The sequence below is a fragment of the Phenylobacterium sp. GW823-FHT02A09 genome, assembly GCF_058797775.1.
This window is the reverse complement of sequence record NZ_JBXAJZ010000002.1, coordinates 309247-330651: the sequence shown is the minus strand read 5'-3', so window position 1 is coordinate 330651 and position 21405 is coordinate 309247. Positions and strand designations below refer to the sequence as shown.

General features: G+C 68.7%; 25 protein-coding genes. 13 read left to right on the top strand and 12 right to left on the bottom strand.

What is annotated here, in order from left to right; translation table 11 throughout:
- Positions 1-1020, bottom strand: a complete 1020-nt coding sequence (locus tag AC1Q87_RS08785) for a glycerophosphodiester phosphodiesterase (protein ID WP_492608584.1) — start codon at positions 1018-1020, stop codon at positions 1-3.
- 57 nt (positions 1021-1077) lie between these two features.
- On the opposite strand from AC1Q87_RS08785, the gene AC1Q87_RS08780 reads away from it, so the two are divergent.
- A complete protein-coding gene (locus tag AC1Q87_RS08780; RefSeq protein ID WP_492608583.1) occupies positions 1078-1533 on the top strand; it encodes a cupin domain-containing protein in 456 nt (151 codons plus the stop codon).
- On the opposite strand, the gene AC1Q87_RS08775 is transcribed toward AC1Q87_RS08780, so the two are convergent.
- Positions 1530-2324: an inositol monophosphatase family protein gene (locus AC1Q87_RS08775; RefSeq protein ID WP_492608582.1), complete on the bottom strand. Its 795-nt coding sequence runs from the start codon at positions 2322-2324 to the stop codon at positions 1530-1532. The genes AC1Q87_RS08780 and AC1Q87_RS08775 overlap by 4 nt on opposite strands.
- A gap of 85 nt (positions 2325-2409) precedes the next feature.
- Here AC1Q87_RS08775 and AC1Q87_RS08770 point away from each other — a divergent pair, with 85 nt between their 5' ends.
- Positions 2410-2823 (top strand): GFA family protein, encoded by a 414-nt coding sequence (locus AC1Q87_RS08770; protein ID WP_492608581.1) that lies wholly within the window; start codon positions 2410-2412, stop codon positions 2821-2823.
- Here the strand turns inward: AC1Q87_RS08770 and thiE are convergent, their stop codons facing one another.
- The gene (thiE, locus tag AC1Q87_RS08765) at positions 2824-3471 is read right to left on the bottom strand and encodes a thiamine phosphate synthase (protein WP_492608580.1); all 648 of its coding nucleotides are present in this window, start codon (positions 3469-3471) and stop codon (positions 2824-2826) included.
- A gap of 140 nt (positions 3472-3611) precedes the next feature.
- On the opposite strand from thiE, the gene AC1Q87_RS08760 reads away from it, so the two are divergent.
- The 3 genes from AC1Q87_RS08760 to AC1Q87_RS08750 all read left to right on the top strand — a co-directional run bounded on the left by AC1Q87_RS08760 (position 3612) and on the right by AC1Q87_RS08750 (position 6261).
- A complete protein-coding gene (locus AC1Q87_RS08760; RefSeq protein ID WP_492608579.1) occupies positions 3612-3797 on the top strand; it encodes a (2Fe-2S)-binding protein in 186 nt (61 codons plus the stop codon).
- A 120-nt stretch (positions 3798-3917) separates the two neighbouring features.
- Positions 3918-4409: a bacterioferritin gene (bfr, locus tag AC1Q87_RS08755; RefSeq protein WP_183771426.1), complete on the top strand. Its 492-nt coding sequence runs from the start codon at positions 3918-3920 to the stop codon at positions 4407-4409.
- 190 nt (positions 4410-4599) lie between these two features.
- Positions 4600-6261, top strand: a complete 1662-nt coding sequence (locus tag AC1Q87_RS08750; protein WP_492608578.1) for an MFS transporter — start codon at positions 4600-4602, stop codon at positions 6259-6261.
- Between the two features lie 12 nt (positions 6262-6273).
- Here the strand turns inward: AC1Q87_RS08750 and AC1Q87_RS08745 are convergent, their stop codons facing one another.
- The 4 genes from AC1Q87_RS08745 to gap all read right to left on the bottom strand — a co-directional run bounded on the left by AC1Q87_RS08745 (position 6274) and on the right by gap (position 10039).
- Positions 6274-6522: a hypothetical protein gene (locus AC1Q87_RS08745; protein WP_492608577.1), complete on the bottom strand. Its 249-nt coding sequence runs from the start codon at positions 6520-6522 to the stop codon at positions 6274-6276.
- A 108-nt stretch (positions 6523-6630) separates the two neighbouring features.
- Positions 6631-7716, bottom strand: a complete 1086-nt coding sequence (gene fba, locus AC1Q87_RS08740) for a class II fructose-bisphosphate aldolase (RefSeq protein WP_492608576.1) — start codon at positions 7714-7716, stop codon at positions 6631-6633.
- Between the two features lie 25 nt (positions 7717-7741).
- Positions 7742-8932, bottom strand: coding sequence for a phosphoglycerate kinase (locus AC1Q87_RS08735; RefSeq protein ID WP_492608575.1), 1191 nt, complete (start codon positions 8930-8932; stop codon positions 7742-7744).
- 99 nt (positions 8933-9031) lie between these two features.
- Entirely contained in the window at positions 9032-10039 is a 1008-nt protein-coding gene (gene gap, locus AC1Q87_RS08730; RefSeq protein WP_492608574.1) for a type I glyceraldehyde-3-phosphate dehydrogenase, read from the bottom strand.
- A 180-nt stretch (positions 10040-10219) separates the two neighbouring features.
- On the opposite strand from gap, the gene AC1Q87_RS08725 reads away from it, so the two are divergent.
- The gene (locus tag AC1Q87_RS08725; RefSeq protein ID WP_492608573.1) at positions 10220-11056 is read left to right on the top strand and encodes an MliC family protein; all 837 of its coding nucleotides are present in this window, start codon (positions 10220-10222) and stop codon (positions 11054-11056) included.
- A 31-nt stretch (positions 11057-11087) separates the two neighbouring features.
- Here the strand turns inward: AC1Q87_RS08725 and purT are convergent, their stop codons facing one another.
- Together purT and tkt are read right to left on the bottom strand one after the other, a co-directional pair.
- The gene (gene purT, locus AC1Q87_RS08720) at positions 11088-12287 is read right to left on the bottom strand and encodes a formate-dependent phosphoribosylglycinamide formyltransferase (RefSeq protein WP_492608572.1); all 1200 of its coding nucleotides are present in this window, start codon (positions 12285-12287) and stop codon (positions 11088-11090) included.
- Between the two features lie 88 nt (positions 12288-12375).
- Positions 12376-14346, bottom strand: a complete 1971-nt coding sequence (gene tkt / locus AC1Q87_RS08715; RefSeq protein ID WP_492608571.1) for a transketolase — start codon at positions 14344-14346, stop codon at positions 12376-12378.
- Here tkt and AC1Q87_RS08710 point away from each other — a divergent pair.
- From AC1Q87_RS08710 to AC1Q87_RS08695, 4 genes are all read left to right on the top strand, one after another.
- Complete coding sequence (locus AC1Q87_RS08710) at positions 14312-14797, top strand: DUF4164 family protein (RefSeq protein ID WP_492608570.1); 486 nt, start codon at positions 14312-14314, stop codon at positions 14795-14797. The genes tkt and AC1Q87_RS08710 overlap by 35 nt on opposite strands.
- 6 nt (positions 14798-14803) lie before the next feature.
- Positions 14804-15130, top strand: a complete 327-nt coding sequence (locus AC1Q87_RS08705; protein WP_183771446.1) for a cell division protein ZapA — start codon at positions 14804-14806, stop codon at positions 15128-15130.
- A gap of 374 nt (positions 15131-15504) precedes the next feature.
- Positions 15505-16080, top strand: a complete 576-nt coding sequence (locus tag AC1Q87_RS08700) for a 5-formyltetrahydrofolate cyclo-ligase (protein ID WP_492608569.1) — start codon at positions 15505-15507, stop codon at positions 16078-16080.
- A gap of 6 nt (positions 16081-16086) precedes the next feature.
- Positions 16087-16923 carry a TIGR00282 family metallophosphoesterase gene (locus AC1Q87_RS08695; RefSeq protein ID WP_492608568.1) on the top strand — a complete coding sequence of 279 codons (837 nt, stop codon included), beginning with the start codon at positions 16087-16089 and terminating at the stop codon, positions 16921-16923.
- Here AC1Q87_RS08695 and AC1Q87_RS08690 read toward each other — a convergent pair.
- On the bottom strand, positions 16920-17546 hold the full coding sequence (locus AC1Q87_RS08690) for a hypothetical protein (RefSeq protein ID WP_492608567.1): 627 nt from the start codon (positions 17544-17546) through the stop codon (positions 16920-16922). The two genes, AC1Q87_RS08695 and AC1Q87_RS08690, sit on opposite strands and share 4 nt — an antisense overlap.
- Positions 17547-17716: 170 nt before the next feature.
- Between AC1Q87_RS08690 and AC1Q87_RS08685 the strand changes: the two genes are divergently transcribed.
- Positions 17717-18067 (top strand): phage holin family protein, encoded by a 351-nt coding sequence (locus tag AC1Q87_RS08685; RefSeq protein ID WP_436063095.1) that lies wholly within the window; start codon positions 17717-17719, stop codon positions 18065-18067.
- Between the two features lie 63 nt (positions 18068-18130).
- Here the strand turns inward: AC1Q87_RS08685 and groL are convergent, their stop codons facing one another.
- Both groL and groES read right to left on the bottom strand, forming a co-directional pair.
- Positions 18131-19771 carry a chaperonin GroEL gene (groL, locus tag AC1Q87_RS08680; RefSeq protein WP_492608566.1) on the bottom strand — a complete coding sequence of 547 codons (1641 nt, stop codon included), beginning with the start codon at positions 19769-19771 and terminating at the stop codon, positions 18131-18133.
- A gap of 53 nt (positions 19772-19824) precedes the next feature.
- Entirely contained in the window at positions 19825-20112 is a 288-nt protein-coding gene (groES, locus tag AC1Q87_RS08675) for a co-chaperone GroES (RefSeq protein WP_056017581.1), read from the bottom strand.
- Positions 20113-20330: 218 nt separating this feature from the next.
- On the opposite strand from groES, the gene AC1Q87_RS08670 reads away from it, so the two are divergent.
- Positions 20331-20750: a hypothetical protein gene (locus AC1Q87_RS08670; RefSeq protein WP_492608565.1), complete on the top strand. Its 420-nt coding sequence runs from the start codon at positions 20331-20333 to the stop codon at positions 20748-20750.
- An 82-nt stretch (positions 20751-20832) separates the two neighbouring features.
- A complete protein-coding gene (locus tag AC1Q87_RS08665) occupies positions 20833-21216 on the top strand; it encodes a VOC family protein (protein WP_492608564.1) in 384 nt (127 codons plus the stop codon).
- The last annotated feature ends 189 nt before the right edge of the window (positions 21217-21405 follow it).

Here is a 21405-nt window from a genome sequence, read left to right as displayed (position 1 = left end):
TCACCCCCGCGCTTTCACCGCCAACCCGGGGAAGTCGCTGAAGACGCCGGTCACCCCCGCGCCATAGAGCGCCTTCAGCACCGCGCCCGCGTCGCCGTGCGCGGCCGGATCCTCGCCCTTGCGCAGGCTTGCCGGCAGGAAGCGGTTCTCGGCCCGCACGGTCCAGGGATGCACCTCCAGCCCCAGCGCCCGAGCCTGGGCGACCAGCGGCGTCGGCGGGCCCAGCTCGCCGCTGGCCGTCGGGATCACCAGCGACCAGTCGGGACCCACGCCCTGGGCGTAGCTCGCGATCTGCTTCAGGCCATCAGTGCTGACCATGCCCGGCGTCTCGGCCCCGACCAGCTGCACGCGGCGGGCTTTGGACAGGGTCTTGAAGGTCTTCAGCGGCTGGACCTCGAAGCACTGCACGAACACCGGCGCGTCCTCGGCGTCCAGGCCGGCGTCCTTCAGCGCCTGGGCCAGCCGCGCCTCGATCGGCAGCCCGACGGAGGCGAAATAGGCCGGGTGCTTCATCTCGGGATAGACGCCGATGACGCGGCCGGTGCGGCTGCTCTCGGCCTTGGCCAGGGCGACAACCTCCTGGAACGTCGGGATCGCCTCGCGGCCGTCGAACGCGGCGCTGGCCGGGCGCAGCTGCGGCAGCCGCTCGCGGGCGCGCAGGGTCTTCAGCTCGGCGAGGGTGAAGTCCTCGGTGAACCAGCCCTCGACCGTCTGGCCGTCGATGACCTTGGCGGTCTTGCGGCTCGCAAATTCGGGACGGGCGGCGACGTCGGTCGTGCCGGCGATCTCGTTCTCGTGGCGCACCACCAGGTGGCCGTCCTTGGTCAGCACCAGGTCCGGCTCGATGAAGTCGGCGCCTTCGTCGACCGCCAGCCGATAGGCCATCGGCGTGTGCTCGGGCCGCTCGCCGCTGGCGCCGCGGTGGGCGATGACGTTGGGCTTACGGGCGTCTGCGGCCATGGCGGGCGTGGTGATGAGGGCGGCGGCGGTAGCGCAGAAGGTGCGGCGGTCTATGGTCATGAGGTTGATCTAGCCGCCCAAGGCGACGTTTCCGTCAACATGCGCTAGCCTCGGGTCATGGAAAACCGGATCGTCGACACGCAGGGAGGCGTCCCGTTCGAAGACGGGGTCGATCGTGGCCGCATTCTGGTGTCGGGGCGCGACACCGGCGGGCGCTATTCGCTGATGGAGTGGATCGTGGCCGCCGGCGATGGCTCGCCGACTCAGAACTATGGCCCGCATCGGCACGGGGCGATCGAGGAAACCTTCTACGTCCGTCGCGGGACCTTGGAGTTCCTGCTGGACGACACGGTGACCACCTTACGGGCCGGAGACTTCGTGCGCGTGCCGCCCGGCGTGCGCCATGGCTACGCCAATATCTCGACGGAGGAGGTGGAGCTGCTGGTCAGCTTCCATCCAGGCGGCTTCGAGCAGCTGTTCCTGAAGTACCGGACGGATCGGGCGGGGGCGCCCGCGGGCGAGGGCTTCATCGCCGACGCCACGCGGGACTTCGCCTCTGAGTTCGAAACCTAGGCGGCCGCCTTGAGCTTTTCGAGCAGCATCGGGTGCAGTTCGAGATTGGCCGCGCAGATCGAGCCCGAGCCCATGATGTCGTCGCCGCCGTCGGCGTTGGTCACCTTGCCGCCGGCCTCGGTGATCAACAGCACGCCCGCGGCCATGTCCCAGGGCTTCAGGTCGCGTTCCCAGAACCCGTCCAGGCGGCCGGCGGCCACATAGGCCAGGTCCAGCGAGGCGGCGCCGAAGCGGCGCACGCCGGCGACGCGCTGGCTGATCTGGTGCAGCTCCTTCAGGAACCGCGCGTGCTGGCCGTGGCCCAGGAACGGGATGCCGGTGCCCAGCACCGACTCGTCCAGGTGCTTGCGGCCGGCGACGCGCAGGCGCTTGTCGTTGACGAAGCAGCCCTTGCCCTTCTCGGCCCAGAACAGCTCGTTGGTGACCGGGTTGTAGGTCACCGCCGCGACCACCACGCCCTCGCGCTCCAGCGCGATGTTGATCGCGAAGTGCGGGATCGCGTGCAGGAAGTTGGTGGTGCCGTCGAGCGGGTCGACGATCCAGGTGTGGGTCTTGTCGGTGCCCTCGATCAGGCCGCGCTCCTCGCCCATGAAGCTGTAGCCGGGGCGGGCCTTTTCCAGGGCTTCGAAGATGGTCTGTTCGGCCTTGATGTCGGCGGCCGAGACGAAGTCGGCCGGAGCCTTGCGCGACACCTGCAGCTCGCCGAGCTCGCCGAAGTCGCGGTTGAGGCCGCGGGCCGCCTTGCGGGCGGCGTCGCTCATCACCTTCAGGAGGGCGGTCTGAGTGCTCACGGTGTCAATGATCTCGGGCGAAAGAAGCCGCGGAAACTAGTGTCCGGGCTCGCGCAAGGCAAGGCGTCTGGCCTATCGTGGTCACATGACGCACCAGACGACGCGCACGGGCCGCTGCTTTTGCGGTGATCTTTCGGCCACGATCGCCGGCGATCCGGTGCTGGTCTCGAGTTGCGCCTGCACCCGTTGCCAGCGCCGGACCGGCAGTTTCTTCGGCGTCACCGTCTATGTGCGGCCAGATCAGATCGTGGCGCGGACGGGGGCCAGCGACACCTTCCGGGCGCCCGACGCGTCGGCCGTCTTCCACCGCTGCGTCCGCTGCGGGACCAGCCTCTGGTGGGCGATCGACGACGAGGAGGACATCGTCGGCCTGGCCGGTGGCTGCTTCGCGGGCCAGGACCTTCCCGCGCCGCAGCGCATGGTCTTCACGGCCACGCGCCATCCGTTCGTCCATACGCCCCCCGGACTGCCCGAGTACGAGGACGGCCCGCCCGAATAGTCAGCCGCGCGCCGCGAGGCCTCGCGCGATCGCCGCTTCCAGCGCCTGAACCGCCGCGGCGGGGCCTTGCGGATGGGCCCAGACTCCGGCCGAGACGGCCAGGAAATCCGCGCCCGCCTTGACCAGCCCTTCGGCGTTGTCGGCGGTGATCCCGCCGATGGCCACGCACGGAACCTCCATGGTCTCCTGCCAGATGGTCAGGATCTCCGGCTCGGCCCGGGTCGGGGCGTCCTTGGTCGTGGTCGGGAAAAAGGCCCCGAACGCCACGTAGTCGGCGCCCGCCTCGGCCGCCTCCATCGCCAGGTGGCGGCTGTCGTGGCAGGTCACCCCGATCATCGCCTCGCGGCCCATGATCTTGCGCGCCTCGGCGTAGGGCGTGTCCGACTGGCCGACATGCACCCCGTCGCAGCCGAGCCGCGCGGCCAGGTCCGGCCGGTCGTTGAGGATCACCGCCACGCCGCGCGCCTGGGCGATCGGCAGGATCACGTCGACCGCCGCGGCGATGGCCGCGTCGTCCGCGTCCTTCAGCCGGATCTGCAGCGCGGCGACGTCGCCGGCGTCCAGGGTTTGGGCCAAAGTCCGCCCGAACGCGGCCAGGTCGTCGAGTTTGGGCGGGGTGATCAGATAGAGGCGGCATTCGGCGGTCATGGCCGCCTTCTAGCCGCGCGCGCGTCCAGCGACAAACGGCCGCGCGTCGCACCCCTGGCGGAGTCGGCCCAAGAGTTGCAAATGAGTTGCAACGACGTTCGCATTTGGTACAAAGCCTCGTCGTCGGGAGTTAGACCGCCTTGTACGTCTGCAATTGTAACGGCATCCGCGAGCGCGAAGTCCGCGCCGCCATCGAAGCAGGGGCCTCGCGTCCGGCCGAGGTCTTCCGCGCCTGCGACTCCCAAGCCCAATGCGCCCGCTGCGTCTGCGACATGCGCAAGATGATCGGCGAGCACGGCGAGGCGATGCGCTACGCGGCCGAATAGGTCTTCGCACCCCGTTCGTAAGCTTGCGAACGAAACGCGGAATTACTTGCAAACATAGGCTTTGACTAAATTCGTCCCGGGGAAGAGTTTGCCCCTCGAAGTGGATTCGAGGAGGTCCTCATGAAGGGCGACAAAGCGATCATCCGGCGGCTGAACGCGGTGCTCACCAATGAGCTGACCGCGGTTAACCAGTATTTCCTGCATGCGCGCATGTACCAGGACTGGGGCTACGCCCGTCTCGGCAAGATCACCTACGATGAATCCATCGGCGAGATGAAGCACGCCGACAAGCTCATCAAGCGCATCCTGTTCCTCGAAGGCCTGCCCAACCTGCAGGACCTGCACAAGCTGAAGATCGGCGAGACCGTGCCGGAATGCCTGGCCTCCGACCTCGCCGTCGAAGTCGCCGGCCGCGTCGACCAGATCGAAGGCATCCGCGAGTGCGAGGCCACCGGCGACTACGCGACCCGCGAGATCCTGCGCGAGATTCTCAGCGACACCGAGGAGCACATCGACTTCCTCGAGACGCAGCTGAACCTGGTCCGCACCCTCGGCGAACCGAACTACCTGCAGAGCGCGCTCGGCGAACTCGAAGGCGGCGAGGGGCACTAAGCCCAGGGTGTCATTCCGGTTTGCGCAGCAAGACCGGGACCCATTCGCGCCGTCTTGCCGAACGGGGCTGACGGTGCGCTTCTGATCACATTGAGTGTTCATGGATCCCGGACAGCTGCTGCGCAGCTTCCGGGATGACACTAGAGGACTGATCCCGCTAGGCTCCCCGCAACGATAAGGGGGAGCGAGCATGGCCGAAGCGGTCGCGGACGACGGCGTCGTCACGAAGAAGAAGAACCGCATGGTGATCGGCGCGGCCTCGGCCGGCACGGTCTTCGAGTGGTACGACTTCTACCTCTACGGCTCGCTGGCCGGCTTCATCACCCAGCACTTCTTCTCGGGGGTCAATGAGACCACCGGCTACATCTTCGCCCTGCTGGCCTTCGCCGCCGGATTCGCGGTGCGTCCGTTCGGGGCCATCGTCTTCGGCCGCCTGGGCGACCTCTGGGGCCGCAAGAACACCTTCCTGGTGACCATGCTGCTGATGGGGCTGTCGACCTTCGCGGTCGGCCTGCTGCCCGGCTATGATCAGATCGGCGTCGCCGCCCCGGCGCTGCTGATCGTCATGCGGCTGATCCAGGGCCTGGCGCTCGGCGGCGAGTACGGCGGCGCGGCCACCTACGTCGCCGAGCACGCCCCGCCCGGCAAGCGCGGCCTCTACACCAGCTGGATCCAGACCACCGCGACGCTTGGCCTGTTCCTCAGCCTGATCGTCATCCTGGCGGTGCGCTCGCTGACCGGCGAGGAGGTGTTCAAGGCCTGGGCCTGGCGCATCCCGTTCCTGGTTTCGGCGATCCTGCTGGCCGTCTCGCTGTGGATCCGGCTCAAGCTCAACGAGAGCCCCGTGTTCCAGAAGATGGTCGACGAGGGCAAGACCTCGAAGAAGCCCCTGGCCGAGTCGTTCGGCCAGTGGTCGAATCTGAAGATCGTGCTGCTGGCCCTGGTCGGGCTCACCGCCGGCCAAGCGGTGGTCTGGTACACCGGCCAGTTCTACGCGCTGTTCTTCCTGGAAAAGACGCTGAAGGTCGACGGGCCGACGACCAACACCCTGGTCGCCTTCGCACTGATCCTCGGCACCCCGTTCTTCGTGGTGTTCGGCTGGCTCTCGGACAAGATCGGCCGCAAGCCGATCATCCTGGCCGGCTGTCTGCTGGCGGCGCTGACCTATTTCCCGATCTTCAAGGCGCTGACCGAGGCCGCCAATCCGGCCCTGGCCCACGCGACCGCCCGCGCGCCCGTGGTGCTGATCGCCAATCCGGCCACCTGCCACGTTCAGTTCGACCCGGTCGGCAAGCAGGTGTTCACCAGCGGCTGCGACGTGGCCCGCGCCGCGCTCGCCAACGCCGGGGTGTCCTATGACAGCGTCGAGGCCACGCCGCGGTCGGAAACCACCTTCGTGATGATCGGCGAGCGGGGCCTCGAGGGCCTCGACGCCGCCGGCATGGACACGGCGCAGTTCAAGGTCGCCCGCGACGCCTGGGTCAAGGAGCTCAACGCCGCCCTGCACGAGGCGGGCTATCCGTCCAAGGCCGATCCGGCGCAGATCAACCGACCGATGGTCGTGGGCCTGCTGTTCCTGCTGATGCTGTATGTGACCATGGTCTACGGCCCCATCGCCGCGGCCCTGGTCGAGATGTTCCCGGCCCGTATCCGCTACACCTCGATGAGCCTGCCCTACCACATCGGCAACGGCTGGTTCGGCGGCTTCCTGCCGACCACCGCCTTCGCCATGGTGGCGGCGACCGGCAACATCTATTTCGGGCTCTGGTATCCGGTCGTCATCGCCGCGGCGACCGTGGTGATCGGCTACATCTTCGTGCGCGAGATGCGGGGGGCGAACGTCGACGACTAGCCGCCAAAGGATCTAGCGCCGGCCGCCGCGGGGCTTGTTGACGTCGTAGGGCTCGTCATAGCCGTGGCGGGCCGAATAGAACGCCAGCCACATCAGCCCGGCGGTCAGGCCGCCCACCGCGACCAGCGCGGCGACCACGAAGATCAGCACTTGGCCAAGGCCCTCCCAGCCATAGCCGAGGCGCGAGCTGGCGTAGAGCGTCCAGCCGCCCAGCGCGGCGATCGCCGCCAGGGCGGCCATCAGGGCGAAAAGGGTCCACATCCGGCGCATGCCCCTCCAATCGGCGGCGGGGCTGCAAGGTTCCCAGACATGCAAAAGCCGCCGCCTCGGGCGAGGCGGCGGCTCTGCGGGTCGTCTATGCCGATCGGCCTATTCGGCCGCTTGGCGGCTGACGCCGATCTTCGGGGCCAGTTCGCCCGAGGCGTAGCGCTTGGCCATGTCCGACAGCGGGATCGCCTTGATCGAGCTGGCGTGGCCGGCGGTGCCGAACTCCTCGAAGCGCTGGACGCAGACCTTGCGCATGGCTTCCTTGGCCGGCTTCAGATAGCTGCGCGGGTCGAACTCGCCCGGCTTCTCGGCGAACAGCTTGCGGATCGCGCCGGTCATCGCCATCCGGTTGTCGGTGTCGATGTTGATCTTGCGCACGCCGTGCTTGATGCCGCGCTGGATCTCTTCGACCGGCACGCCCCAGGTCTGGGGCATCTCGCCGCCGAACTCGTTGATGATGTCCTGCAGGTCCTGCGGCACCGACGAGGAGCCGTGCATCACCAGGTGGGTGTTGGGCAGGCGGCGGTGGATCTCTTCGATCACGTTCATCGCCAGGACGTCGCCGTCCGGCTTGCGGGTGAACTTGTAGGCGCCGTGGCTGGTGCCCATGGCGATGGCCAGGGCGTCGACCTGGGTGGCCTTCACGAAGTCGACCGCCTGGTCGGGATCGGTCAGCAGCTGGTCATGGCCGAGCTTGCCCTCGAAGCCGTGGCCGTCTTCCTTCTCGCCCATGCCGGTTTCCAGCGAACCCAGCACGCCCAGTTCGCCCTCGACCGAGGCGCCGACCCAGTGGGCCATGTCGACCACGTTCTTGGTGACCGTGACGTTGTAGTCGTAGTCGGCCGGGGTCTTGCCGTCGGCCTTCAGCGAGCCGTCCATCATCACCGAGGTGAATCCGTACTGGATCGCCGTGGCGCAGGTGGCTTCGTTGTTGCCGTGGTCCTGGTGCATGCAGATCGGGATGTGCGGATACATTTCCGCCATCGCGTCGATCAGGTGCTTCAGCACGATGTCGTTGGCGTAGGAGCGGGCCCCGCGCGAGGCCTGCATGATCACCGGCGAGTCGGTGGCCTCGGCGGCCTCCATGATCGCCAGCGCCTGTTCCATATTGTTGATATTGAACGCCGGGACCCCATAGCCGTGCTCGGCCGCGTGATCCAGAAGCTGTCTCAAAGTAACCCGGGCCATGCCCTGCCCTCCGTAGTTCTAAAGTTTAATTGGTCAGGGCCGCCACTCCGGGCAGCTCCTTGCCTTCCATCCATTCAAGAAACGCGCCGCCCGCCGTCGAGACGAACGTGAAATCGTCGGCGCGGCCCGCCGCGTTAAGAGCCGCGACTGTATCACCGCCGCCGGCCACGGCCACCAGCTTGCCGCTCTTGGCCAAATCCGCCGCATGCTTGGCCGCCGCCATGGTGGCGACGTCGAAGGGCGGCACCTCGAACACGCCCAGCGGCCCGTTCCAGATCAGGGTGCTCGAGATGTCCATGGCCGCGATCAGCTTGGCCAGGGTCTTGGGGCCGGCGTCGAGGATGCGGTCGCCCGGCTGGACGGCGTCAAGCTCGCGCACGTTGGACGCGGCGCCCGGCTTCACTTCCTCGGCGGTGACCACGTCGATCGGCAGCAGCAGCTCGCAACCGGCCTTCTGCGCGTTGGCCATGATCTCGCGGGCGGTGTCGGCCAGGTCGTGCTCGCAGAGCGAGGCGCCGACGTCGATCCCTTGCGCGGCCAGGAAAGTGTTGGCCATGCCGCCGCCGATCGACAGGCGGTCCAGCTTGGTCACCAGGTTGTTCAGGAGGTCGAGCTTGGTCGAGACCTTCGAGCCGCCGACGATGCCCAGCACCGGGCGCTTGGGCGCGCCGAGCGCGGCTTCCAGGGCGTCCAGCTCGCGGCGCATCTGCTCGCCGGCATAGGCCGGCAGCAGCCGGGCGACGCCTTCGGTCGAGGCGTGGGCGCGGTGCGCCGCCGAGAAGGCGTCGTTGACATAGAGGTCGCCGTTGGCGGCCAGCGCCCTCGCGAACTCCGGATCGTTCTTTTCCTCGCCCGGGTGGAAGCGGACGTTCTCCAGCAGCAGCACGTCGCCGTTCTTCAGGCCGTCGACCGCGGCCTTGGCGGCCTCGCCGACGCAGTCGGCCGCGAACGCCACCGGGGCGTCCAGCAGGTCGGCCAGCGGCTGGGCCAGCGGCTTCAGGCTCATTTCGGGAACGACCTTGCCCTTGGGCCGGTCAAAATGGGCCAGCAGGATGACCTTGGCGCCGCCGGCGCGCAGCTTGGCGATGGTCGGCAGGATGGCCCGCAGGCGGGTGTCGTCGGTGACCTTGCCCTCGGCCATGGGGACGTTGATGTCCACGCGGACCAGGGCGCGTTGGCCGGCCAGGTCGGCGTCGTCGAGAGTCTTGAAGGCCATCAAAATATCTCCGCTCACCCCGGCGGGCGCGCCTGGGGTGCGACAGGTTCGAAATGCGAAACGGGCGCCACCTTGTGGATGGCGCCCGTCGCGAGGGTCTTAGATCAGCTTCGCCAGCGCGATGGCGGTGTCGCTCATGCGGGTCGAGAAGCCCCACTCGTTGTCGTACCACGACAGCACGCGGCCGAGGGTGCCGTCGATCACCTGGGTCTGGGCCAGGGCGGCCGTCGACGAGGCGGCTTCATGGTTGAAGTCGATCGACACCAGCGGCTCGTTGGTCACGGCCAGCACGCCCTTCAGCGGGCCGTTGGCCGCGGCGGTCAGCGCCTCGTTGATCTCTTCCTTGGTGATCTTGCGGCCGGCGACCCAGGTCAGGTCCACGACCGAGACGTTCGGGGTCGGGACGCGGATCGACGAACCGTCCAGCTTGCCCTGCAGTTCCGGGATCACCAGGCCCAGGGCCTTGGCGGCGCCGGTCGAGGTCGGGATCATGGACATCGCCGCGGCGCGGGCGCGGTAGAGGTCCTTGTGCATGGTGTCCAGCGTCGGCTGGTCGCCGGTGTAGGAGTGGATCGTGGTCATGTAGCCGCGCTCGATGCCGGCCAGTTCGTGCAGGACCTTGGCGACCGGCGCCAGGCAGTTGGTGGTGCACGAGGCGTTCGAGATGACCAGGTCGTCCTTGGTCAGGGTCTGGTGGTTGACGCCGTAGACGATGGTCTTGTCGGCGTTGTCGCACGGGGCCGAGACGATCACGCGCTTGGCGCCGGCTTCCAGGTGGGCCGAAGCCTTTTCCTTGGTGGTGAACAGGCCGGTGCACTCGAGCGCGATGTCGACGCCCAGATCCTTGTGCGGCAGGTCCTTCGGATCGCGGATCGCGGTGACCTTGATCGGGCCGAAGCCGACGTCGATGGTGTCGCCGTTGACGACGACGTTGCCCGGGAAGCGGCCGTGGACGCTGTCGTAGCGCAGCAGGTGGGCGTTGGTCTCGACCGGGCCCAGGTCGTTGATCGCGACGACCTCGATGTCCTTGCGGCCATGCTCGACGATCGAACGCAGGACCAGCCTGCCGATACGGCCGAACCCATTGATGGCGACGCGAACGGTCATCGAAAACTCCTGAGCCAATTGATTTGGGGCGGTTTCTTGAGGTCGGGGGGGCGGGAGTCAAGCCCGCGGCGGTCAAGTCTAGCTACAACGTGTTGCCGTTATCGTTGTCAAACGCCTCCCAGGGAACGCGAAGCCCGGTCGCACGCTATGGCGAAGCCGAACAACAGAGGGAACTTCGGAGTGGCGAATCTTCAGCATCTGGCCGCGGTGGCGGTGATGGCGGGACTTGGACTGGCGGCCTGCAGCAAGCCGGCCGAACAGGCCCAGGCGCCGGCGAAGGCGGCCGCCCCGGCCGCGCCGGTGATCACCTATGCCTGCGAGGACGGTCGCACCGTGCGGGCCAGCTATCCGGACACCGACACCGCGCTCGTCGAGGTCGACGGCAAGAGCCGCACCTTGAAGATCGCCATTTCGGCCAGCGGCGCGCGCTACACCGGCGACGGCGTCCAGTGGTGGACCAAGGGCATGACCCAGGCTCAGCTCAGCCCGCTGGCGGCCGGCGAGGACATCGCGAGCGCCCCAGGCGTCAACTGCAAGGCGCCCGAGCCGGCGGCCGCGCCGGTCGCCCCGCCGCCGCCCGGCAGCCCCGGCGGCCTGCCCGACGACAAGACCCCGATCTCGGAAGGTCCCTTCACGCCCGACAGCGCCCAGGGCGCGGCCAATGTCGTGCAGACCTACTACGCCCTGATCGGCGAGAAGAAGTACGCCGACGCCTGGAAGCTCTGGAGCGACGGCGGCAAGGCCAGCGGCATGACCCAGCAGGCCTTCACCGCCAGCTTCGACAAGTACGCGAGCTACAATGCCCAGATCGGCGCCCCCGGCGACATCGAGGGCGGCGCCGGCTCGCTGTTCGTCAGCGTGCCGGTGGTGATCTACGGCCAGCTGAAGACCGGCGCGCCGGTCAACATGAAGGGCGACGTGAACCTGCGCCGGGTCAACAACGTCCCCGGCTCCAGCGACGAGCAGCGCAAGTGGCGCATCGCCGAGACGGCGCTGAAGCCCTCGCCCGGCGGCTAGGGATCGGCGGGGGCCGGCTTTCGGCCCTTCGTCAGCCCTTGACCGGCTTCACGCGGCCGGCGGCCTCGCGGGCCCGTTCGCGGGCCTGGTCGACGTCGGCGCCTCTGGCCAGGGCCACGCCCATGCGGCGGCGCTCGAAGCTCTCGGGCTTGCCGAACAGGCGCAGGTCCGCGCCGGGCACGCTCAGCGCCTCGGCGACGCCCTCGAAGGCGATGCCCGGGGCCTCCATGCCGCCATAGATCACCGCGCTGGCCCCCGGCTCGCGCTGGGCGACGTCGGTCGGCAGGCCGAGGATGGCGCGGGCGTGCAGGGCGAACTCGCTCTGGTACTGGGTGGCCAGGGTGACCAGGCCGGTGTCGTGCGGCCGCGGGCTGACCTCCGAGAACCAGACCTCGTCGCCGCGCACGAACAGCTCGACCCCGAAGATGCCCAGGCCGCCGAGCTCGCCGGTGACCTTGGCGGCGATGTCCCTGGCGCGCTCCAGCGCCGCCGGGCTCATCGCCTGCGGCTGCCAGCTCTCGACATAGTCGCCCTTGACCTGGCGGTGGCCGATCGGCGCGCAGAAGCTGGTCTCGATCTCGCCGCCGGCGCCTTTGGAGCGCACGGTCAGCAGGGTGATCTCGAAGTCGAATTCGATCTTGCCCTCGACGATCACCCGGGGCTGCTCGACGCGGCCGCCTTCCAGGGCGTAGCGCCAGGCCGCGGCGATGCCTTCGGGGCCCTCGACATAGGACTGGCCCTTGCCGGACGACGACATCACCGGCTTCACGAAGCAGGGGAAGCCGGCGACCTTCGCCGCGCCTTCGGCCAACTCGGCTTCCGATGAGGCGAAGGCGTAGGGCGAGGTGGCCAGGCCCAGCGTCTCGGCCGCCAGCCGGCGGATGCCCTCGCGGTTCATGGTCAGCTGGGCGGCGCGGGCGGTCGGGATGACGGTGGCCACGCCCTCGGCCTCGAGCTTGACCAGCTCGTCGGTGGCGATGGCCTCGATCTCGGGCACGATCAGGTGCGGGCACTCGGCCAGCACCAGGGCGCGCAGGGCCACGGCGTCGGTCATGGCGATGACGTGGCTGCGGTGGGCGACCTGCATGGCCGGGGCGCCGGCGTAGCGGTCGACGGCGATGACCTCGCAGCCCAGCCGCTGCAGTTCGATGGCGACCTCTTTGCCGAGCTCGCCCGAGCCCAGCAGCATGACCCTGACGGCCGACGGCGAGAGCGGGGTTCCGAGACGCATGCGGGCCATCCTGGCAGGTAGGTGGAGGTCGGCCGCGAAAACCTGCCGATAGGCTTTCGCGGCTGACGATAGGCGATCCTAGCCCGGCTTAGCCGAGCTTGGCCTTCGCGGCGGCGACGACGGCCTCGGCGGTGATGCCGAATTCCTTGTACAGCCGGTCGGCGGGGGCGCTGGCGCCCCAGCCGTGCATGCCGACGAAGGCGCCGTTTTCACCGATGAACCGCTCCCAGCCGAAGCTGGCCGCGGCCTCGACGGCGACGCGTACCGGCGCCTTGCCGATGGTCGCCTGCCGATAGGCCGCCGGTTGGGCGTCGAACAGTTCCCAGCAGGGGGTCGAGACGACGCGGGTGGCGACGCCGTCGGCTTCCAGCAGCTCGCGCGCGGCGACGGCGATCGAGACCTCGGTGCCCGAGGCGAAGATCGTCACCTGGGCTTCGGCGCTGGCGGCCTTCAGCTCGTAGGCGCCCTTGGCCGAAAGGTTTTCCGGGGCGCTGTCACGCACCGCCGGGACCTTCTGGCGCGACAGGGCCATGAACGCCGGGGTCTTCTGCGACTGCAGCGCGATCTTCCAGCACTCGGCGGTCTCCACCGCGTCGGCCGGGCGGAAGACGTTGAGGTTGGGCATGGCGCGCATGCTGGCCAGGTGCTCGACCGGCTGGTGGGTCGGGCCGTCCTCGCCGACGCCGATGGAGTCGTGGGTCATCACGTGGACCACCCGCACGCCCATCAGCGCGCCCAGGCGGATCGCCGGGCGGCTGTAGTCCGAGAACACCATGAACGCCCCGCCGTACGGGATGACGCCGCCGTGCAGGGCCATGCCGTTCATCGCCGCGGCCATGCCGAACTCGCGCACGCCGTAGTTCACGTAGCGGCCCGAATAGTCGGGGGTGTCGAAGATCGCGGTGTTCTTGACGAAGGTGTTGTTCGAGCCGGTCAGGTCGGCCGAACCGCCGACCATTTCCGGGATCGCCGGGAACAGCGCGTCGAGCGCCGAGCCCGAGTGCTGGCGGGTGGCGGCGGCCGGCTTGGCGGCGGCGGCTTCGGCGATGTGCGCGTCCAGGCGCTCGAAGGCGTCGGCCGGCAGCTCGCCCTTGATGGCGCGGGCGAAGACGCCGGCGTGCGGCGAGGCGGCCAGGCGCGCTTGCCAGGCCTTGCGGTCCTTGGCGCCGCGGCGGCCGGCCGAACGCCAGGGCTTCACGACGTCGTCGGGGATCGCGAACGGCTCAGCCGACCAGCCCATCTTGGCGCGGGTGGCGGCGATCTCGGTGGCGCCCAGGGCCGCGCCGTGGGTCTTGTGGTGACCTTCCATGGTCGCCGCGCCCTTGCCGATCTTGGTCTTGCAGGCGATCAGCGACGGACGGTCCTGCTTGGTCGCCCAGGCCAGGGCCCGGCGGATCTGGCCGACGTCATGGCCGTCGATCGCCTTCACCGCCCAGCCGGCGGCCTTGAAGCGGGCGACCTGGTCGCCGGTCTCGGCCAGCGACACCGCGCCGTCGATGGTCACGTCGTTGTCGTCCCACAGCACGGTCAGCTTGTTCAGCTTCAGGCGGCCGGCCAGGCTGATCGCCTCGTGGCTGACGCCCTCCATCAGGCAGCCGTCGCCGCAGATCACCCAGGTGCGGTGGTCGACCAGGTCGGCGCCGAAGCGGGCGGCCAGGTGACGCTCGGCCATCGCCATGCCGACCGAAGTGGCCAGGCCCTGGCCCAGCGGGCCGGTGGTGGTCTCGACGCCCGGGGTGTGGCCGTACTCGGGGTGGCCGGCGGTGTTGGAGCCCCACTGGCGGAAGTTCTTGATCTGCTCCAGCGTCATCGCCTTGAAGCCGGTCAGGTGGAGCAGCGAGTAGAGCAGCATCGAGCCGTGGCCGGCCGACAGCACGAAGCGGTCGCGGTCGGCCCAGTCCGGGGTGCTGGCGTCGAACTTGAGGAACTTGGTCCACAGCACCGTGGCGACGTCGGCCATGCCCATCGGCATCCCGGGGTGCCCCGAGGCCGCCTGCTCGACGGCGTCCATCGAGAGCACGCGAATGGCGTCGGCCATGGATTGCAGCGGTGCGGGCATTATCTGTTCCGGTGAGTCTGGCGGGGGAATGGTGCGGGAATTTGCGCGCGCCCCTCGCACGCGAGGCTTGCAGGGTCAAGGAAAGGTCACGCCACAGTCCGGCTTTCGGCGCAAGGCCGACGCAGTCTATAGATTAACGGACACACTTTCGGAGCGCGTGAATATGCGGGAGCCGGCGGGTGAAAGCCCTCTCGATCAGGCTGTGAAACGGCTGGACCGGGCGATCTCTCAACTTGAGCAACGCCTTGCCGGCTCGGCCGGACAGGGCGGCGGCGGGCTGTTCGACCAGGACGGCGTGCGGCTCGCGGCCGAGCTTGAAAAGGCCAAGGTTCGCGAGAAGGAGCTGGAGGAGGCCGGCGTGGAGGCCTCTGCGGCCCTGGGTCGCGCCATCGCCGAGATCAAGGCGGCGCTGTCCGGCGAGCCGGCCGCGCAAGAGACCGAGGAGGCCTAAAGGCTCATGGCTCAGGTCAACATCACGGTGAACGGCCGGCCCTATGCGGTCGGCTGCGAGGACGGCCAGGAACATCACCTGCTGGAGCTGGCCCGGCTGTTCGACCGCCAGGTGCGCCAGGTGTCAGAGGACATGGGCCAACTCGGCGAGACGCGGCTGTTCCTGATGGGCGCGCTGCTGCTGGCCGACGAACTCTCCGATCTGCGCGGCCGCCTCTCGGTGGTGCAGGCCGAACTGGCCCGCTTCCAGTCCGACCAGGCCCGGGTCGAAACCCGCGCCGTCGGCGCCCTGGAAAACGCCGCCAAGCGCATCGAGAAGCTGGCGCAGGGATGATCTTTTCCCTCCCCCTCGTGGGGAGGGACAGGCGGCGTAGCCGCCAGCGTGGGGCTTTGTTGCGTGGGTCGTCCCCCACCCGTCTCGCCGCGGCGCGGCGATCCGCCCTCCCCACGATGGGGAGGGAAAGAAGACCGTCCGTCCCGCTTGTTCCAAGGCCCCCGCGGCCCTACCTTGGTCAACGGCGGGTCATGCTGTGGCTCTCGTCGAAGGCAATCTATCCCAGAGACCTTAATTTCTTCGAAGGGATCTGTCCCTGTTTGGCCCCGTGGGGCCAGGCACTACGGAGCCCACCTGGTTAGCCAGGTCCGAGGGGATAAAACCGACCTTCACGGCTCTCGCGGCGCCGCCACCCTTCGCGCTAAACTCGCGCGGTGAACCTGCCTCCTGACAAAACGAAACTTCGCAGCGTGCTGCGCAAGCGCCGTCGGGCGCTCGACGCGGCGCGGCCGGACGCGGCCCAGGCCGCCGCCGCGGCTCTGCCGCTGGAGGTGCTGCCCGCCTTCGAGTGGTTCGCCAGCTATCACGCCGTGGGATCCGAACTCGACCCGGCTCCGCTGGCTGCGCGGCTGGTCAAGGCCGGCGGGCGGCTTGCCCTGCCGGTGACGCTGGCCCCCGACGCGCCGCTGATCTTCCGCGCCTGGCGCAGGGACGACGAGGCCGAGATCGACGCCTTCGGCGTGCCGACGCCGCCGGCCGACGCCCCGCTGGTGCGGCCGCAGCTCGTGATCTGCCCGCTGCTGGCCTTCGACAAGGCTGGCGGCCGGCTGGGGCAGGGCGGCGGGCACTACGACCGCACGCTCGCCGCGCTGCGGGCGGCCGGCCCGGTGTTCGTGCTCGGCCTGGCCTATGCCGGCCAGGAGGTCGAGGCGCTGGCCATGGAGCCACACGACCAAAGGCTGGACGCCATTCTCACGGAAAACGGGTATACGGAGGTCCGAAAGGACTAATTCCGCATGCGCTTTGCTTTCTTCGGGGACGTCGTCGGCCGAGCCGGCCGCGAGGGCCTCGCCGATCACCTTCCGCACCTGCGCCGCGCGCTGGGCCTCGAGTTCGTGATCATCAACGCCGAGAACGCGGCCGCCGGCTTCGGGATCACCGAGAACACGGCGCGCGAGCTGTTCGACGCCGGCGCCGACTGTCTGACCCTGGGCAACCACTCCTGGGATCAGAAGGAGGCGCTGACCTACATCGTGCGCGAGCCGCGGCTGATCCGGCCGCTGAACTATCCGGTGCTGGCCGACGCGCCGGGCCGCGGCGCCAATCTGTTCGAGACGCGGGAAGGCAAGCGGATCGTGGTGATCAACCTGCTGGGCCGGGTGCACATGGATTCGCTGGACGACCCGTTCGCCGCCGTGGATCGCGAGCTGGACAAGGCCCCGCTGGGCATGGTCGCCGACGCGGTGGTGGTCGACATGCACGCCGAGGCGACCAGCGAGAAGATGGCCATGGGCCACTTCTGCGACGGCCGCGCCAGCCTGGTGGTCGGCACCCACACCCACGTCCCGACCGCCGACTGTCAGATCCTGCCGGGCGGCACCGCCTATCAGACCGACGCGGGCGCCTGCGCCGACTACGACAGCGTCATCGGCAACCAGAAGGAAGAGCCGCTGCGCCGGTTCACCACCCGCATCTCCGGCGGCCGCTACAAGCCCGCCGAGGGGCCGGCGACCGTTTGCGGCGTGTTCGTCGAGACCGACGACTCCACCGGCCTGGCGCGGCGGATCGAGCCAATCCGCGTCGGCGGCCGGCTCCGTCAGTCGATCCCGCAGGTGGACCTGGCGAGCGCCTAGCGCGCCAGGCGCGGACGCAGCGCCTCGAGGGTCAGCTTGCCGTCCTTGTCGGCGTCGAGGATCTCGTAGCGCCGGCGCGCGGCCTTGGCCCATTCCTCGCTGCTGACCCGCTGGTTGAGGTCCGCGTCGGCGCCGCGCACCGGCTGGGCCTCGTTGATGAGCGAGAAGCGGGCCGCGCCGACGCGCGGTTCGCGCTTGTCGGTCTTGCGCACGATCGGACGCTTGCCGGGCGGGCCGCCGGGACCGAGGTCCATGCGGGTGATCTCCGGCGCGATCTTGGTCTCGTAGGCGCTGTTCTCCGGTCCGTCGACCTGACCGTCGCCGTCGTCGTCCAGCACCTTGAAGAAGCGCATGGCGTCGTCGCGGAACTCGGCCAGGGTCAGCGTCCCGTCCTTGTCGGCGTCGGCGCCGGCGAACCAGTCGGCCAGGCCGTCCTCGCCGCGGAACGGCTCGCCCGACGGGCTGAGGAACAGCTGTACGTGTTCGCTGGGCCCGCCGCGGGGCGGCCGTTCGCCGGAAGGCCGCTCTCCGGGCGGCGGCCGTCCGCCCGGCGGCGGGCCCATCTGGGCGAGAGCGGGCGTGGCGGCGAGCAACGCCGCGGCGGCGATGGCGATACGAAGCATGCGAGGAACCCTTGCGCGCCCGTCCCGGCGCCGGGCGGCCTAGCTGGACCGTGGGTGCGGCCAAAGCGGGGCGTGCTTGTAACGTTGCTGAAACGCGGGCCGGCGGCGTGCGATTGCCAAGCGGCGCGCCCGGCCCCATCGTCGCCGCAGCAAAGCTACGGAGCCTCCCGATGACCCGCTTTATCGCCCGCGTGATCTTCGCCGCGCTGGGCCTCGCGCTCGCCGCCTATCTGCTGAAGGGCGTGGGCTACGACGGTCTCGTCGACCTGCTGCTGGCCGCGGTGCTGCTGGGGGTGCTGAACGCGATCGTGCGGCCGATCCTGTTCGTCCTGACCCTGCCGCTGACCATCGTCACCCTGGGGCTGTTCCTGCTAGTGCTGAACGCGGCGATGATCGGGCTGGTGGCCTGGATGCTGCCCGGCTTCTGGGTGCACGGCTTCTGGTCGGGCGTCGCCGCGGCGATCATCACCGGCCTGGCCAGCTGGGCGGGCGGCGTGGTGATCGGCGACGCCAAGCGGTAGGGCAAAGAAAAAGGGCGGAGCCTCGCGGCCCCGCCCTTCCTTAGTTCGACAGGTGTCGTGGACTTAGAAGTCCATGCCGCCCATGCCGCCCATGTCCGGCATGCCGCCGGCCGGAGCGTTCTTCTTCGGAGCCTCGACGATCGCCGCTTCCGTGGTGATCAGCAGGCCCGACACCGAGGCGGCGTCCTGCAGAGCCGTGCGCACGACCTTGGCCGGGTCGATGACGCCGTCGGCGACCAGGTCGACGTACTGCTCGGTCTGAGCGTTGAAGCCGAAGGTCGGCGAGGTGCTTTCGAGGATCTTGCCGACGACGATCGAGCCTTCGACCCCGGCGTTTTCCGAGATCTGACGGATCGGCGCCTGCAGGGCGCGACGCACGATGGCGACGCCGGCGTCCTGATCGGCGTTGTCGCCTTTCAGGCCGTCGAGGACCTTAGAGGCCTTCAGCAGAGCGACGCCGCCGCCGGGCACGATGCCTTCTTCCACGGCCGCGCGGGTCGCGTTGAGGGCGTCGTCGACGCGGTCCTTCTTTTCCTTCACTTCGACTTCGGTCGCACCGCCGACGCGGATGACCGCAACGCCGCCGGCCAGCTTGGCCAGACGCTCTTGCAGCTTTTCCTTGTCGTAGTCCGAGGTGGTCTCTTCGATCTGACGCTTGATCTGGCCGATGCGGCCTTCGATCGCGTCCTTGGCGCCGACGCCGTCCACGATGGTGGTGTCGTCCTTGGTGATCTGGACCTTCTTGGCGCGGCCGAGCATGTCGAGGGTGACGTTCTCGAGCTTGATGCCCAGGTCTTCGCTGATCAGCTCGCCGCCGGTGAGGATGGCGATATCTTCCAGCATGGCCTTGCGGCGATCGCCGAAGCCCGGAGCCTTGACGGCCGCGACCTTCAGGCCGCCGCGCAGCTTGTTGACCACCAGGGTGGCCAGGGCTTCGCCTTCGACGTCTTCAGCGATGATCAGCAGCGGACGGCCCGACTGCACGACGGCTTCCAGCACCGGCAGCAGCGGCTGCAGCGAGGAGACCTTCTTTTCGAAGAGCAGGATCAGCGGCTCTTCCAGCTCGACTTCCATCTTGTCGGCGTTGGTGATGAAGTACGGCGACAGGTAGCCGCGGTCGAACTGCATCCCCTCGACGACGTCGAGTTCGGTTTCCAGGCTCTTGGCTTCTTCGACGGTGATGACACCCTCGTTGCCGACCTTGGCCATCGCCTTGGCGATCATTTCACCGACTTCGGTGTCGCCGTTGGCCGAGATGGTGCCGACCTGAGCGATTTCCGAGTTGGTGGTGACCTTCTTGGAGGTCGACTTGATCTCTTCGATGACCTTGAGGACGGCCTTGTCGACGCCGCGCTTCAGGTCCATCGGGTTCATGCCGGCGGCGACCGACTTCAGGCCTTCGACGACGATGGCTTGCGCCAGCACGGTGGCGGTGGTGGTGCCGTCGCCGGCCTTGTCGTTGGTCTTCGAGGCGACTTCGCGGATCAGCTGGGCGCCGAGGTTCTCGAAGCGGTCAGCCAGTTCGATTTCCTTGGCGACCGAGACGCCGTCCTTGGTCGAGCGCGGAGCGCCGAAGGACTTTTCGATCACGACGTTGCGGCCCTTGGGGCCGAGGGTCACCTTCACCGCGTTGGCGAGGGTGTTGACGCCGCGCAGCATGCGGTCACGAGCGTCGGAGGAGAAATAGACGTCTTTGGCGGCCATTTTTCTCGTCTTTCAAAAGGTGTGAATGGGGAGGAAGGACGAAGGAGGGGTGGTTACTCGACCACGCCCAGGACGTCGCTTTCCTTCATGATCAGCAGGTCCTTGCCGTCGATCTTGACCTCGGTGCCCGACCACTTGCCGAACAGGATGCGGTCGCCGGCCTTCACGTCGAGCGGCTGAAGCTTGCCGTTGTCGTCACGGGCGCCGGGGCCGACGGCGACGACTTCGCCTTCCTGCGGCTTTTCCTTGGCGGTGTCGGGGATGATGATCCCGCCCTTGGTCTTTTCTTCTTCCTCGACGCGCTTCACGAGGACGCGGTCTCCCAGAGGACGAAACGCCATATGTATGTCTCCGTTCGGGACGGTTGAAATTGCTTTGGCCAACACCCCGGACGCGGCCGTTAGCAGCCGCAGCCCCTGAGTGCTAACGCAGGGCGGAGGTAGGCAAGGGGCAGGAGGGAGTCAAGCGCGGCGCACGGCGGTTTTTGATTCCGCTTGGTTACCGCAGCAGCCGGCAGATAGGTTGGCGCCCGAGGGAACACCAGGAGAAGTACACCACCATGCGCCGCATTTTCGCGCTCGCCGGCCTCTGCGCCTTGGCCGCCGCCACCACCGTCCAGGCCGAGACCTGGACCCCCTACGCCAAGACCGCCAACGGCCTCGAATGGTCTTATGACGCCGACTACTCGTACCGCGACGTCCAGAGCGGCCGCGTGGTCGTGATGCAGGCCGTCGGTAAGCCGGGCGCCGAGCCGCGCATGGGCCCGTCGGGCCCGGGCAAGGCCGACGGGGTCGGCTTCGTCACCGCCGTCGACTGCAACGGCAAGTCGATGATCAGCCTCGGCGGCTATTCGCCGAAGAAGCCGCTGGAGCTGTCGACCACTTGGCGCACCGCGACCCCGGGCGCGGCCAAGAGCGCCGAGGACAAGGCCCTGGTCGAGGCGGTCTGCAAGACCGCCTCGGGCCTAGCCTCGAAATAATCGGCGAACCGGCGGGGCTGCTGACAGGTTTGCGTCAGTCCCGCCGCTAAGGCTGGCGGTCGACATCCGAAGGGACAAACCCATGCTCGACCATCTTGGACTGACCGTCAGCGACTTCAAGCGGGCCAAGGCCTTCTACGACGCCGCGCTCGCGCCGCTCGGCGTCGCCGTGGTGATGGAGGTGACGCCCGAGCAGACCGGCGGCTCCAGCCATCTCGGCTACGGCTCGGACGGCAAGCCCTACTTCTGGATCGGCGACGCCGGATCGACCACCGGTTCGCTGCACGTCGCCTTCGTGGCCCCGGACCGCGCGACGGTCGACGCCTTCTACGCCGCGGCGCTCGCCGCCGGCGGACGCGACAACGGTCCGCCCGGCCTGCGCGAGCACTATCATCCGACCTACTACGGAGCCTTCGTGCTCGACCCCGACGGCCACAACATCGAAGCCGTCTGCCACCACGGCTGAGCCCCATAACAAATGTCTGGAATGCGGCTGGCGATACCGACCGGTCGCTCCCATTTCATGATCATGAACCTGCTCCTGAAGCTTGCGCCCGCGCTGGTCATCTTGGGCCTGGCCGCAGCCTTGGTGCTGCTGAGCCTGCCTGCGCCGCTCTACGCCTGAGCTCGCGGCGCGCCGCGCCGTCCTGCCGCC

Bases quoted from the DNA above. Each gene is read 5' to 3' on its own strand.
- AC1Q87_RS08780 (WP_492608583.1), top strand. From the start codon at position 1,078: ATGGAAAACCGGATCGTCGACACGCAGGGAGGCGTCCCGTTCGAAGAC.
- groES (WP_056017581.1), bottom strand. From the start codon at position 20,112: ATGGCGTTTCGTCCTCTGGGAGACCGCGTCCTCGTGAAGCGCGTCGAG.
- AC1Q87_RS08690 (WP_492608567.1), bottom strand. From the start codon at position 17,546: ATGCTTCGTATCGCCATCGCCGCCGCGGCGTTGCTCGCCGCCACGCCC.
- AC1Q87_RS08770 (WP_492608581.1), top strand. From the start codon at position 2,410: ATGACGCACCAGACGACGCGCACGGGCCGCTGCTTTTGCGGTGATCTT.
- thiE (WP_492608580.1), bottom strand. From the start codon at position 3,471: ATGACCGCCGAATGCCGCCTCTATCTGATCACCCCGCCCAAACTCGAC.
- AC1Q87_RS08685 (WP_436063095.1), top strand. From the start codon at position 17,717: ATGACCCGCTTTATCGCCCGCGTGATCTTCGCCGCGCTGGGCCTCGCG.
- AC1Q87_RS08750 (WP_492608578.1), top strand. From the start codon at position 4,600: ATGGCCGAAGCGGTCGCGGACGACGGCGTCGTCACGAAGAAGAAGAAC.
- AC1Q87_RS08745 (WP_492608577.1), bottom strand. From the start codon at position 6,522: ATGTGGACCCTTTTCGCCCTGATGGCCGCCCTGGCGGCGATCGCCGCG.
- AC1Q87_RS08705 (WP_183771446.1), top strand. From the start codon at position 14,804: ATGGCTCAGGTCAACATCACGGTGAACGGCCGGCCCTATGCGGTCGGC.
- gap (WP_492608574.1), bottom strand. From the start codon at position 10,039: ATGACCGTTCGCGTCGCCATCAATGGGTTCGGCCGTATCGGCAGGCTG.
- AC1Q87_RS08670 (WP_492608565.1), top strand. From the start codon at position 20,331: ATGCGCCGCATTTTCGCGCTCGCCGGCCTCTGCGCCTTGGCCGCCGCC.
- AC1Q87_RS08710 (WP_492608570.1), top strand. From the start codon at position 14,312: ATGGCGTCGGCCATGGATTGCAGCGGTGCGGGCATTATCTGTTCCGGT.
- groL (WP_492608566.1), bottom strand. From the start codon at position 19,771: ATGGCCGCCAAAGACGTCTATTTCTCCTCCGACGCTCGTGACCGCATG.
- AC1Q87_RS08785 (WP_492608584.1), bottom strand. From the start codon at position 1,020: ATGACCATAGACCGCCGCACCTTCTGCGCTACCGCCGCCGCCCTCATC.
- AC1Q87_RS08735 (WP_492608575.1), bottom strand. From the start codon at position 8,932: ATGGCCTTCAAGACTCTCGACGACGCCGACCTGGCCGGCCAACGCGCC.
- purT (WP_492608572.1), bottom strand. From the start codon at position 12,287: ATGCGTCTCGGAACCCCGCTCTCGCCGTCGGCCGTCAGGGTCATGCTG.
- AC1Q87_RS08665 (WP_492608564.1), top strand. From the start codon at position 20,833: ATGCTCGACCATCTTGGACTGACCGTCAGCGACTTCAAGCGGGCCAAG.
- tkt (WP_492608571.1), bottom strand. From the start codon at position 14,346: ATGCCCGCACCGCTGCAATCCATGGCCGACGCCATTCGCGTGCTCTCG.
- AC1Q87_RS08695 (WP_492608568.1), top strand. From the start codon at position 16,087: ATGCGCTTTGCTTTCTTCGGGGACGTCGTCGGCCGAGCCGGCCGCGAG.
- fba (WP_492608576.1), bottom strand. From the start codon at position 7,716: ATGGCCCGGGTTACTTTGAGACAGCTTCTGGATCACGCGGCCGAGCAC.
- bfr (WP_183771426.1), top strand. From the start codon at position 3,918: ATGAAGGGCGACAAAGCGATCATCCGGCGGCTGAACGCGGTGCTCACC.